The sequence below is a fragment of the Hymenobacter rigui genome, assembly GCF_003944715.1.
GTDB classification, from domain to species: Bacteria; Bacteroidota; Bacteroidia; order Cytophagales; family Hymenobacteraceae; genus Hymenobacter; species Hymenobacter rigui.
The window spans coordinates 96,598-109,640 of sequence record NZ_RWIT01000007.1 but is presented as its reverse complement, the minus strand read 5'-3'; the positions used below and the strand labels follow the sequence as shown (position 1 = coordinate 109,640).

Sequence of the window (13,043 nt, the reverse complement as noted above, 5' to 3'; positions counted from 1 at the left end):
AATTAAAAATTGAGAATTAAAAATTAAAAATTCCTTGAGCAAAGGTAGCGGCTGACGTGCGGAGCTGTTGCGGCCCTCAGTGTGGGTTGCGGAGCATTCGTCTTGCAGGCGCAGCCAGATTTACCGTATAAACGCCCCAACTGCCGTTTTTAACTTTTAATTCTCAATTTTTAATTCCTCCGTCACCCCGCCAGCGGCAGCTCAATAAAGAAATGGGTACCCTGGCCTTCCTCGGTTTCAAACCAGATGTGACCACCGGCACTTTCGATGCCACGGCGGGCCACGGCCAACCCGATGCCGGAGCCTGTTTCCTTGGTGGTGAAGTTGGGCACGAACACCTTACTCTGCACGTCCTCCGGAATGCCCGTGCCGTTGTCCTGAATGCCGATGCGCACCCGGTCGGGGCCTACTGTTTCCAGAGTGGCCGTAATTTCCGGCGTGCGCCCCGCCGGCATTGCCTGCAGCGCATTGATGAGCAGGTTATTGAAGGTACGCACCAGCAGGCTTTCATCGGCAAACACCACGTAGCGGCCGGTTTCAGCATCGGCGGGCAGCTGCAGGCTAATGGTGCCGCCATTGGCGCCGCCCTGGTGCAGGCCCACGCAACGGCGCAGAATGGGTGCCACATCCAGCCGCTCGGGGCGCATGGCAGGCAGGTTGGTGAAGTTGCTGAATGAGGTGGCAATGTCCGTCAGCACGTCAATCTGCGTGATGAGCGTCTGCGAAACCTTATTCATCAGCTCGTCCAGGTTGGGGCGCTGGTCCTGAATGGCGCGCTGCAAAAACTGCAGGCTCAGCTTCATGGGCGTGAGCGGGTTCTTGATTTCGTGGGCCACCTGCCGGGCCATTTCGCGCCAGGCAGCTTCCTTTTCCTGAGTAGCCAGCTCCTGCTTGCTCTCCTCCAGCTTCAGCAGCATCTGGTTGTACTCGCGTACCAGCAGCCCAATCTCATCTTCCGACTCATAGGCCAGCATTTCGTTCTGCCCGGTAAGCGTGGTTTGCTTGAGCTTCTCGGTGATGAGCTTGAGCGGCTCGGTGAGGATACGCGAGGCAATAAAAGCCAGCAGCAGAAACAGAATGAACATGATGGTAAACACGTTCAGAATGGTGCTCAGCAGCTCCGTCAGCTTGTTATCCAGGTCCTTTTCGGAGTCGAAGAACGGAATACCCACGTACCCGACTACCGGGCCGGCCCGGCCCTGACGCACAGCGCTGGCCCGCAGCGGCAGATACAGCGTGTTGAACGACAGAGAGCCGGCCCGCTCCGTCAGCAGCGCCTGCGGCTGACCATCTTCGGCCAGGGCAGCCACGGCCTGCGGGTTCATGAGGGTACTGAGCAGGCTGGCCTCGAAGATGAGCGGCTGACTGCTTACCAGTAGTTCCCCGTGGGCATCATACAGGTTCAGGTCGGTTTCCGTAAGGGCAGCTACGTTTTCCGCCAGCTCCACCAGTTCGGCCCGGTTGGCCGATTCGCTTAGCATCACCCGGTTTTTCAGCAGGTTTTCCTGCACCGCCTGTCCCCGCCGCTGATACGCCCGGCGCAAATCCCGCTTGTAGGAGCTGGTTACCTGGCTGGCAATGGCCACGCTCACCACAATCAGGGGCACCAGCACCCCGAAATTGAGGAACAGTTGAATCTTGGTGCTGAAATTGGTGCGCAGCAGCGTCCGGTAGCGGCCCTGCACTAACAGCACTACGCCCATCAGCAGCAGCCAGCAGAAACTGTACAGCAGAAACAGAAACGAGAAATTCGCCAGCCAATCGGAAAAAGAATACGTGGCCGTCGTCACCACCACCATGCGCCCCGAGCGGTCAGTGCCGCGCACGGCCAAGTGGTGGTAGCCATTCAGGGCCACGCCGGTCGTGTATAGGCGGGCATCCCGAAACAGGCTGGCCGGCAGTCGGTTGATGTAGTCAAAATCACCCTCACTGTACACCAGCCGCCCGTTTTCGTAGCCGGCGTAACTCAGCTCAGTACCCAGGCGCGGCTGAAAAAACTTCTGGTCAATGAGCAGCTCCGGCACCACGCTGTTGGTCGTCAGCTTTTTCAGCGTTAGTTCCAGCACAATAGTACTGGCGCCATCGGCTGCTTCCGGGGCTGGCACCGTAATAAAATCCACGTAGCGCCGCGAGCTGAAAGCGGTGCTGTTGTCGCGCACGAGGTATAGGTTGGGATGGTCGGTGGTGCGGGCATTCCGCAGCAGATACTCGCGAGTGGTAGCCAACGTGCCGCCAATAGCCACGCCCCGTCCTTCCGGATTGAAGAGCATCACCCGCACTTCGTACTTATTGAAATAGTCGCGCAGGTAGAACTTCACCACCTTTTGCCGGATCAGGTCCAGATTCACGAAGGGACTGGCGAGCATGGTGCGCAGCACAGGGTCTTGGGCCATTTCCTGGCCACGCTCCACCAGCAGATATTCGCCCTGCAGGTCGTTATCAGTGAGCAGATTACCGGCCAGGTTTTGCTTGTTGAGTTGCAGCTGGCGGTTGAAGTGCTCGTACAGCGCCAATGCCCCTACCGCTGAGCTGATACCCAGCATCAGGAAAATAAACAGGTACACCTGATACGGCAGCACCGCCCCGGCCGACTTCAGCCCGGTCAGGCGCAGAATCAGGAAAAACAGCAACGTGATACCCAGTAGCGTACAGTGCACCTGCGCAAAACCAAGCCCCGCCACCAGAAAGACTACCCCACTCAGCGTCAGCAGCAGCACGCCGATGCGGCGGGTAACCGGCCGCACAATAGCACTGAACAGCTGTGCCAGCATGTAGAATCCGGCCAGGAAACTGCCGGTGTGGAGTACAATAGCCAGACCCAGCACCAGCTTAAAGGGATTTACCTGAATATCCTGCGTGATATCCAGAATAAGCTGCGAGTTGCTGAAGCTGCTGGTGTAGAAATCAAACAGCAATTCCAGCAGCCCGTAGAAACCCAGCACTACCCCAGCCCCGGCCAGCACCCGCTGCCGCCAGCTTTGCACCCGTTGCATCAGGCGCAGCACCCCATACCGCCGGAACAGCAACAGCCCGTACCAGGCCAGTACCGCCAGCAGCAGCGCATTCAGCAGCAGGTCGCCCAGAGAAGGTGACATCCAGGAGGCGGCGTACACGCGCGGGTCAAAGATGCGCACTTCCAGAAAGGAAAACGGTAGCCCCAGGTACAGAATCAGTGCCCGAAAAGCCACCAGCGGCAGAATCAGCAGCGCAACGCCTTTCACAATTCTACCGGCCGCAAACTCCCGGCGGGCCAGCACCACCCACCCGGCTATATAGGCCGCCACGCCCAGCAGCAGCAGCAGCAGCGGCAGATATTTCCCGGTAATGGGGTCCGCCTGCAGGCTTCCAATGGAAAACAGGTAGTTACCCTCGTTGGATACCAGCCGGGGCAGGTCGGTTTCCCGACCCGGTTTTTCTATTACCAGCCGTACGTTCTGCCCCTGAAAAATACCTTGACCATTCCCGTCGCGCAGGTACCGGTTGCTGATGCCGTAGCTGATTTCCAGCGGAATGTAGGTGAGCACCGTGTAGGGCCCTTCCACGTGGCGCAGTACCAAAAACTTACCGAAACGGGTTTCCAGCAGCCGCTCGTGGTAGCGCTGCAGCGCCTGCTCCACATCCGGCCGCACCGTGTGGTCGGACCAGTACACCACCTGCTCACCGCGGAAGATGAACGTAGGATAGGTAGTGTGACTGGTAAGGCTCCGGAAGCTCACCCGCCCCGTTGCCAGCCGTTGCAGCAGATCCGTTGATTCCCGCTCCCCGGTCAGCTCCGCTTCCATCAGAGCATCCTGCAGCCGCGTGGCGGAGGCCCGCAGCACTATCTCGGGATTCTGGCTGTAGCGGTTGCTGAAGTAGGCCCCTGCAAAGCAAAGCAGCGCCACGAGTAACAGCCAAACCGAAGATAAACGCAGGAATTTCAACAAAATGGACGGCTGGTGAGCCTAAGACACTACAACCTTGATACCAAACAAAAATGCCGCCCTATGGCGGCATTTCCTAACCCATACAAACAGCACCCTTTCTCAGCCCCGAATGGAGTAGCGTTTATCATACTTTACCCCACCAAAGAAGTATAGCATCAGCGTCCGGGAATAACGCAGGCTTAGAGGTGTAAGTACCAGTGCTACAACGGCTACGGCTGTTGTATACACCCACGTATCAGGGTCGTTGAGCAGGTAGTACACCGCAAATCCCACTACCAGCATAATACCCGTAGAGAAAGCAAAGCTGATGTACATGGCTCCCCAATAAAAACCGGGTTCCGGCTCATAGGCCTGCCCGCAAACCGGACAGGCCACCGGCATTTCAGTGAAATGAGCCAAGCTCAGGGCAGAGTGCGTGAACAATGGCCCCTGGTGGCATCGGGGACACCGTTGCTGCAGAATGCTGAGGAAGGTGGAATTCATGCGTTAGGCCTGACCAACGGCCTTTTTCTTCAATTGCCGGCTGTGCCGGTACCAGAAAAAGCCCACGGTTCCAATCAGCACGTACGGAATGGTCATCAGGAACAGAATCCCTTTGTTGAGGCCAGTCGTATCATAGCCATCCTTCTCCTGTCGGGAGGCTTCCACCTGCGTTTTACACATGGTGCATTGTGCTTGCGTAGTCAGTGGCAGTACACTGAGCAACAGTACAATCAGCACGGCAAAAAAACGGCCAAACGCTGCTTTCTTCATGATTTCTGACTTAAGGGTAAGTTGCTTGACTAACCATCCGCAGCCCTCCTGGGTTCAGGCTACCACAGACAATAATTTCAGCAGGTATTAGGTGTAATACGGCGAAATCATGAAGTACACGATAACACCCGTAACCGACACATACAGCCAGATGGGATACGTCCAGCGGGCAATGCGGCGGTGCTTGGCAAACTGCTCCGTAAGGGCAAAGTAAAGCGTGAACAATACCAAGCCCACCGTCACGGCCGCCAGCAGAATATGCGTTAGCAGAATAAAGTAGTAGATGCCTTTAATTATGCCTGTACCCCCAAACTTCGTGCTGGGCACCTGTGAGTGATAGGCTACATACGAGAGCAGAAACAATGAACCCAGCAGAAATGCCAGTCCCATCATAGCCCGGTGCTTCGCCACATCCTTCTGCCGAATGAAGTAATAGCCTACCACCAGAAAAACGGCTGTTAAGGAGTTCAACACCGCATTTACCGCCGGCAGCATCTTCACATCCAGACCCGGAATGACGAACACGCCCGGGAAATAATACAGAATGGCCACAGCAACCGGGATAATGGCGGCCAGAGCCACCATTATTACCTTGTACTTGGTAAAGCCCGCCGGATTGACGGTTGGATCAGGGGTGTTCATAGGTGTAAAGCAGAACGTCTATTTCGGTAATGAGGCGGTTCACGTCCTTTTCGTCGGTGCCCTCGTAGCAGCCGCGCACCTGTCCGTTGCGGTCCACCAGAAACACCGTTTGGCTGTGTACCAGTGCCGGACCGCTGCCGGTAGGAGCCGGCAGCCGGAACTCCTGCGTAGCTAACCGGTTCAGGGCCGTTTTGTCACCGGTCAGGAAAAACCATTTGCCGGCAATGGCCCCGTACTCCTCCGCATAACGGGCTAGTACAGCCACTGAGTCGTGCGCGGGGTCAACGGTGAAAGAGGCCAGCCGTACCCGCGGGTCGCTACGAAACTTCTCCTGCACTCGCACCAGCTGGCTGTTCATGCGCGGGCAGGCACCGGGGCAGGAGGCAAAGAAAAAGCTGGCTACATACAGGCCCTTGCTGCGCAGTTCCGCCCCCGTCACTTGCCGCCCGGATTGGGAGGTAAACTGAAAATCACCGACTTGGTGAAAAACAGTATCGCGCTGCCACTTTCCGTCAACCTGAGTAGAATCTACTCGGTCGGGCAGGAAAGTTGGCAGCGCGTAACGGTTGGTACCAAAGCTTTTCAGAAACAGAAAGGCCAGTACCGGAACTAGCAGAATCAGGCCCAACACCAGAATTTGTGGGGGCCGCATTCGTTAGTATATGGCGTTGTGAATGGCGTTACCTTCCGTAACCAGTGCCACCAGCAGCCACACCAGCAGGGCCATTGGTATCAGCACCGACCAGATGAGGCCTTTGGTTTCATGCTTCAGGTGCATGAACTCAGCTACAATGAAGAATGCTTTAAAAATCGTGAGAACAATGAAGATGGAGTTACGCAGCGTGCTGGGATCCATCAGGAACACGAACACGAATTCCAAGGCTGTAATACCAACCAGCACAAAGAAAGTCTTCCAAATCCACCCTACGTTCGGCTTCGGAATTTCGCCAACATGCGTTGACTGGGCAGGAGCGTGATGAGCCATTGTTGAGAAAGTAAATGCGTGGTCAGGTAAAGAAGAACTATCCGCCGCTACCCGACCAATGCGTTACTGTGAAGTTGAATTAAACGAGGTAGAAGAACGTAAACACGAACACCCACACCAAGTCTACAAAGTGCCAGTAGAGGCCGATTTTTTCTACCATTTCGTAGTGCCCACGCTTTTCAAAGGTACCGTTGGTGGTAGCAATGAAGCACCATACCAACAGGCAGACACCCGAGAATACGTGCGTACCGTGGAATCCGGTAATGAAGAAGAACAAATCAGCAAACAGCACTGGACCATACTGATTCATGGCCAGATTGGCACCATGGAATACAGTACCATCGTTCATCAAGGTACCCTTCTCAGTACCATGGATGAAGTGGCTCCACTCCCACGCCTGTGAGCTGAGGAAGGTAGCGCCGAACAAAATCGTCCACAACAGCCACTTCTGCACATCCTTCTTGTCCATGCGGTGACCAGCTTCTACGGCCAGTACCATCGTCACGGAGCTGAAGATGAGAATCATCGTCATCAGGGCCACGAATCCCAGCGGCACATCGGCATGACCCATTCCAGGGAAGGCATTAAATACCTTATCGGGCACGGGCCACCACTTGGTGGAGAAGTGGAAAGCGCCGTTCACGGCCGGGTCGTACGCAGCGTAACGGTGACGGATGAGGCCGTAGGTGGTCAGGAAGGCCGCGAAGGTAAAGGCATCCGACAACAGGAAGAACCACATCATCAGCTTGCCGTAGCTCGCGTTGAAAGGCTCGTTCCCGCCGTCCCAGGTACCGGTGCGCGGCTTATCCAGGGCGGAGTCAGAAATTACCTGCGTCGTGGAAATGGTGGACATAGCGTGCGGGGTTGACAAAAATCTAGTGGTTCAAAAGTAGGAACAAATACAGGTACAACCAAAGCGCGCCCAGGAAGTGCCAGTAAATGGTGACGTTGCCAATAGAAAGCATCTGGCGGGAATGCACCTGATACTGAAAGCTTTTACGCAGAACCTTGATCAGAAAGATAAGCCCGGTAATGATGTGAAAACCGTGCAGACCTACTAATACATACAGAAATGAGCCGGAAGGGTTGGCATCAGTGCCCCCAAAAAACACCCGCTGCTCTACCAGCTGCCCCCACAAGAGCCACTGGCCTACCAAAAATGCCACCCCAAGCGCAAACGTAACTACCAGTGCGGTGCGCACCTGAGCCAAATTGTCTTTACGGGCCGCCAGCCAGGCCCACTGCAGGGTAATGGAGCTAACTACAATCAGCAGGGTAGTATAGATGAAGCCGGCCGGTAGGTCAAACTCCAGCCAGTTCCCTTCGTTGCGGCGCACAATGTAGCCGCTGCTCAGACCGGCAAACATCATGAAGATGCTGACAATCATCAGAATCAGCAGAAAGCGCGTCGGGTGAATCCCGGTGGCCGGCTGTTTGGTATTCAATGCTTCGGAAGAATGCATATTTTTTGAAAAATGAGAAGTAAGACAAGCAAAGTGAGTCTCTTCAAAAACATGGAAAGGAGCACTTTTGTCTCATTCCGCATGCCTGATTTCTCACTTCTGATCCGCTGTCATATTTTGTCCAAGACCAGCGCAATCTGCACAATGGGCAGATACAGGAACGAACCGAACATGATACTCATGGCTGCCTTTTTACTTACGGTGCGCATCAGATAAAACGTCTGCATTAAAAACAGCACGCCACAGATAGCCGCCACCATCGGGTAAGTGGTACCCGTCATATGGAAGTAGAACGGCAGCAGGCTCAGCGGAATCAGCACCAGCGTATAGGTCATGATCTGAAATGCCGTGCGCAGATCCTTTTTGCCGGGGGTAGGCAGCATTTTGAAGCCAGCCTTCTTGTAGTCGTCGTCCAGCACCCAAGCAATGGCCCAGAAGTGCGGAAACTGCCACATAAACTGAATACCAAACAGAATCCACCCCTGTGTGCCCAGGAACCCGGTGGCCGCTACCCAGCCGATAAGTGGTGGTAGCCCACCAGGAATAGCCCCCACGGCCACGCAGATTGGGGAAATGGTTTTGAGTGGGGTGTACACAAAACCATATAAAATCAGTGAAACCAGCGAAAGGGCCGCCGCCAGCGGATTGAAGAAGTAGGTTAGCAGACCTAACCCCAGCACGCCCAGCACCACTACAAATACCCAGGCCTCCTGCGGACTAATGATACCCAGCGGTAATGGCCGTTTGGCCGTACGCTTCATTTGTCGGTCCAGATCAATCTCAAAAATCTGGTTGATGGTATTCGCCGAGCCGGTTACCAGCAGCCCCCCTACCAGTACCAGCAGCGCCCTGCCCCAGTCCAGTTCATGGGCACCCAGCAGGTAGCCAATAGCACTGGAGAAGGCGACAGTAAGAGCCAGCCGGAATTTGAGTAACTGAAAAAACGCCCTAGCCTTGCTCATCAACTGCTGAAAACAGATTGCGCGGCGAAAAAGTCCGCCAAACGGGGCCGCAAAGTTACGCAACAACGGCCGGAGTAGCCACCTGCCGCCGCAACTTCGTGGTCTGCTGATAGGCAACCAGTGCTAAAAACTGGGCTCCGAACAGCAGCGTCGCCAACGTGAGGTGAATCGGCTGCACTGCCGCCGGAAATGAAAAGTACGCCAGTACAATGCCGGCCAGTATCTCGCCTGCTATTAATACCAGAATAGCCGTAGCCAGTCTATGTAGCCGCCGGACCGGTAACGCGTACAGTCTATACGCCAGATACACGTTGAGCAGCAGCAATACAGCCGAAAACGTACGGTGAAAGCGGAAGCTACCACCTAGCTGCTCTACCCAACCAGCCCGGTTCAGATAATTAGCCGCTGCCGCAATCAGGTCAATCTGTTCCCGCACTTGGGTACCCAGTACAATCTGACCGAATGTGAATAACACCGCAGTCCACAGCACCGCTGTTAATCCAGGTATGCGATGCACTGGTCCACTATCGGCTATCATACCTCGCTGCGAACGGTCGACGGCATACAGCAACATAGCCACAATCACCAAGGCCAGCCCCATATGAATAGTTACCATGATGGGTAACAAGTTGGTCGACACAACCAAAGAGCCTAGCCAGCCTTGTACACCAGTCAGGATGAAAGAGCCAAATGCCAGCCAGAATACTGCCGGGTCGCGGCGCCAGTATGGCAGGGCAAATACCACTGTTCCGAATACGAATAATCCAATCAAGGCTCCTACCAGCCGGTTGACGTATTCAATCCAGGTTTTGACAGGGTTAAAGTCAGTTTCAATGTATTGTGTGGGGTGTGCAAAAATGTCCCCGGCCACCTGATGAAACCCCATACGCTCCAGCCGGGCGGCCAGCTTCTTGTTTTTTTCGACGCGCTGGGCCGTGTAGATTTCCTTGTAATTGGCTGGTAGTTGGCTGATATGAGTGGGTGGCACCCAGGTACCAAAGCACTTCGGCCAGTCGGGACAGCCCATTCCAGAGCCTGTGCTACGCACTACCCCGCCTACCAGAATCAAAACGTACACGGCCGCCACTGTCAGGATGCCCCAGAACCGAAAGCGCCGCACAAATGCAGGTATTGACATACTCGCCTGAATAAAGGAGAAATAGTCGGCTGATAATCTCAGCACGGATAATGAAAAAGGGAAACCTTGCCCGGCGCTGCCGAACCGGTTTCCCTTTAGAAAAGTAAAACGGGCCGCCGTGGATACAGCGGCCCGTTTTTAGAAGGCAGATGTCCGAAGACACTTATTCCATTTCTTTCTCGTACGGCAGGTTCGACGACTGAGTCTGCGAGTAAGGAACGTGCTGCGGAATGAAATCCTCAGCGGCACCGGGCTTGCTGTAGTCGTACGGCCAACGGTGAACAGCCGGAATAGCGCCGGGCCAGTTGCCGTGACCCAGTTCAACTGGCGTCGTCCACTCCAGCGTCGTCGAGTTCCAAGGGTTCTCAGTAGCCCGACGGCCACGGAAGATGCTGTAGAAGAAGTTAAAGATGAAAATGAACTGACCGATGAAAGCCACAATAGCAGCTACCGAAATAAACTTGTTCAGGTCAGCAAACTGGCTGAACGTGTCAAAACCAGTCCAAGCGTAGTAACGACGGGGGAAACCGGCAATACCCACGTAGTGCATTGGCAGGAACACCAGGTATACACCAATGAACGTCAGCCAGAAGTGGATGTAGCCCAGTTTTTCGTCCATCATACGGCCGAACATCTTGGGGAACCAGTGATATACACCAGCCCACAGACCAAAGAAAGCCGACGAACCCATTACCAAGTGGAAGTGAGCTACCACAAAGTAGGTATTGTGCATCTGAATGTCCAGCGCAGCGTTACCGAGTACAATACCCGTCAGACCACCGGCAATGAACAGCGACACGAAGCCGATAGAGAACAGCATAGCCGTGGTAAGGCGAATGTTACCGCGCCACAGCGTAGCCAGCCAGTTGAAGGTCTTCACGGCGGAAGGCACTGCAATGATCAGCGTCAGGAACATGAACACTGAACCCAGGAAGGGATTCATGCCGGTTACGAACATGTGGTGAGCCCACACGATAAACGACAGCAGCGAGATACCAAGCAGGGAACCAATCATGGCACGGTAGCCGAAGATGGGTTTGCGGGCGTTGGTAGCCAGAATTTCCGACACCATACCCATGGCGGGCATGATTACGATGTACACCTCTGGGTGACCCAGGAACCAGAACAAGTGCTGGAACAGGATGGGCGAACCGCCGGTGTTCGACAGTGCTTTACCGGCAATATAGATATCCGACAGGAAGAAAGACGTACCGAACGAACGGTCAAAGATCAGCAGCAGTGCAGCCGAGAACAGTACGGGGAACGACAACAGACCCAGAACAGCAGTGAGGAAGAATGCCCAGATGGTCAGGGGCAGTTTGCTCATGCTCATACCCTGCGTACGCAGGTTGATTACCGTCGTGATGTAGTTCACACCACCCAGCAGCTGCGATACGATGAACAGTGCCATCGATACCAGCCACATCGTCTGGCCCATGCCTGAACCCGAAATGGCCTGGGGCAGCGCCGACAGTGGCGGATAGATTGTCCAGCCGGCAGCGGCAGGACCGGTTTCGATGAACAGCGACGTGAACATTACTACGCTCGACAGGAAGAAGAACCAGTACGAGAGCATGTTCATGAAACCCGAAGCCATGTCGCGGGCTCCAATCTGCAGCGGAATCAGGAAGTTAGAGAAAGTACCAGACAGGCCGGCCGTCAGCACGAAGAATACCATGATGGTACCGTGCATCGTAACCAGAGCGAGGTAGAACTCTGGGTTCAGCTTTCCGCCTTCGATCCACTTACCCAGGAAAGGCTGAAGCCACTCCAGAGTAGCCTCGGGCCAACCGAGTTGCAGACGGAACAGGCTCGACAGCGTACCACCGATGATAGCCCAGAAGATACCCGTAATCAGGAACTGCTTGGCAATAACCTTGTGGTCGGTGCTGAAGACGTACTTCTGCAGGAAATTCTGCTCGTGGTGCTCGTCGTGGTGCAGGTGCTCGTCGTGCGAAATGCCTGGCTCGGTAGCCCCGATGCCACCCTGCACTTGCGCGTGAGTAGGAATGTTAGCAGCCATATGGTGAAGCGTGCGATTAAATTAGTTTAGAGCGAAGCCTTAGCGGCGGGAACTACGGCAGCAGCGGCCGGAGCAGCATCTTCCTTCTCAACCAGTTTGTTCGACTTCTGTTTGAAGCTGGCTAGAACATCTGGGTTTTGTTCCGAAAATGACTTCTGAGCGGCAAACCAAGCCACGTAGTCGTCCGGATCATCCACCACAATGTTGAGCTTCATAGCGAAGTGGCCACGGCCGCAGATCTGGTTGCACGCCAATTCATAGTTGAACTTGGGGTTACCAGTCTGGGCGCGCATTTCGTCGGTCGTTTTGGTTGGGGTGAACCAGAACTTGGTCGGCATACCGGGAACGGCATACATCTGCACGCGGAAATGCGGCATATATACAGCGTGCAGTACGTCACGCGAGCGAATCTTCAGCAGTACCGGATGGCCCTTCGGCACGTGAATCTCGGGGGCTACGAAGTCATCGATGCCGTTCTGGTCACTCAAATCGAAGCCAAACTCATTGGTTGCGTCGATCAGGCGGTAGTTCACCAAGCCCAGTTTCTGGTCGCGGCCAGGGTAACGAACAAGCCAGTTAAACTGCTTACCCATTACTTCCAGTACAATAGCATCCTTAGGAGCCGGTCCCGTAATACGGGTCCACTCTTTCCAGCCAGCGAATACCAGACCCGCCATCACTACGGCCGGAATCAGCGTCCAGATAACTTCAATTTTGTTGTTGTGTGGGAAGAAGAAAGCCCGACGGCCCTCTTTGTGCTGATACTTGTACGAATACACGAACAGCAGCACCTGGGTAAGCGTGAATACAATCCCCAGAATAATCATGGTCGTCCAGAACATCCGCTCGGTAGCATGACCGTGAACGGAAGCAATAGGCGGGTTCATCTTATCGTAGTTGTCAACGAACGACCAAGCAAAGGCCGCACCACCGACAACCAGAAAGATAATGCACATGATGGCATTTACGCGGTTGCTTACCCCTACTTCACGGGTTGAACTGCCCGAGAAAATAGAGGTCAGGATCTGGAGGCGGAACAGCAGGCCGAACACGACCAGCAGCAACACCAGCACCAGAAGAATACCAAGAGTAGTCATTTGGAAAGAAGTTAGAAGCTAGGAGCCAGGAGTCAGGAGCTAGGTGGAGAATAT

Annotated in this window: 12 protein-coding genes; all 12 read right to left on the bottom strand. The window is 54.8% G+C overall.

The window, feature by feature from the left end; all coding sequences use genetic code 11:
• Nucleotides 1–182 precede the first annotated feature (182 nt).
• The 12 genes from EI291_RS14105 to EI291_RS14050 all read right to left on the bottom strand — a co-directional run bounded on the left by EI291_RS14105 (nt 183) and on the right by EI291_RS14050 (nt 12,989).
• The gene (locus EI291_RS14105) at nt 183–3,926 is read right to left on the bottom strand and encodes a sensor histidine kinase (RefSeq protein ID WP_170172641.1); all 3,744 of its coding nucleotides are present in this window, start codon (nt 3,924–3,926) and stop codon (nt 183–185) included.
• Between the two features lie 99 nt (nt 3,927–4,025).
• Nucleotides 4,026–4,307 (bottom strand): DUF983 domain-containing protein, encoded by a 282-nt coding sequence (locus EI291_RS14100; RefSeq protein ID WP_125421257.1) that lies wholly within the window; start codon nt 4,305–4,307, stop codon nt 4,026–4,028.
• 105 nt (nt 4,308–4,412) lie between these two features.
• Complete coding sequence (locus EI291_RS14095) at nt 4,413–4,679, bottom strand: hypothetical protein (RefSeq protein WP_125421039.1); 267 nt, start codon at nt 4,677–4,679, stop codon at nt 4,413–4,415.
• Nucleotides 4,680–4,766: 87 nt separating this feature from the next.
• Entirely contained in the window at nt 4,767–5,321 is a 555-nt protein-coding gene (locus tag EI291_RS14090; RefSeq protein WP_125421036.1) for a DUF420 domain-containing protein, read from the bottom strand.
• Nucleotides 5,308–5,973 carry an SCO family protein gene (locus EI291_RS14085; RefSeq protein ID WP_125421033.1) on the bottom strand — a complete coding sequence of 222 codons (666 nt, stop codon included), beginning with the start codon at nt 5,971–5,973 and terminating at the stop codon, nt 5,308–5,310. The genes EI291_RS14090 and EI291_RS14085 overlap by 14 nt, the downstream gene beginning before the upstream one ends.
• A gap of 3 nt (nt 5,974–5,976) precedes the next feature.
• A complete protein-coding gene (locus tag EI291_RS14080; RefSeq protein ID WP_125421030.1) occupies nt 5,977–6,306 on the bottom strand; it encodes a cytochrome C oxidase subunit IV family protein in 330 nt (109 codons plus the stop codon).
• Nucleotides 6,307–6,385: 79 nt separating this feature from the next.
• Nucleotides 6,386–7,159 (bottom strand): cytochrome c oxidase subunit 3, encoded by a 774-nt coding sequence (locus tag EI291_RS14075; protein WP_125421027.1) that lies wholly within the window; start codon nt 7,157–7,159, stop codon nt 6,386–6,388.
• 22 nt (nt 7,160–7,181) lie between these two features.
• Entirely contained in the window at nt 7,182–7,769 is a 588-nt protein-coding gene (locus tag EI291_RS14070) for a cytochrome c oxidase subunit 3 (protein WP_125421024.1), read from the bottom strand.
• Nucleotides 7,770–7,879: 110 nt separating this feature from the next.
• Nucleotides 7,880–8,731: a heme o synthase gene (cyoE, locus tag EI291_RS14065; RefSeq protein ID WP_125421021.1), complete on the bottom strand. Its 852-nt coding sequence runs from the start codon at nt 8,729–8,731 to the stop codon at nt 7,880–7,882.
• Between the two features lie 55 nt (nt 8,732–8,786).
• The gene (locus EI291_RS14060; protein WP_125421018.1) at nt 8,787–9,869 is read right to left on the bottom strand and encodes a COX15/CtaA family protein; all 1,083 of its coding nucleotides are present in this window, start codon (nt 9,867–9,869) and stop codon (nt 8,787–8,789) included.
• A 163-nt stretch (nt 9,870–10,032) separates the two neighbouring features.
• The gene (locus EI291_RS14055; RefSeq protein WP_240635554.1) at nt 10,033–11,892 is read right to left on the bottom strand and encodes a cytochrome c oxidase subunit I; all 1,860 of its coding nucleotides are present in this window, start codon (nt 11,890–11,892) and stop codon (nt 10,033–10,035) included.
• A 26-nt stretch (nt 11,893–11,918) separates the two neighbouring features.
• On the bottom strand, nt 11,919–12,989 hold the full coding sequence (locus EI291_RS14050) for a cytochrome c oxidase subunit II (protein WP_125421015.1): 1,071 nt from the start codon (nt 12,987–12,989) through the stop codon (nt 11,919–11,921).
• Nucleotides 12,990–13,043: the final 54 nt, after the last annotated feature.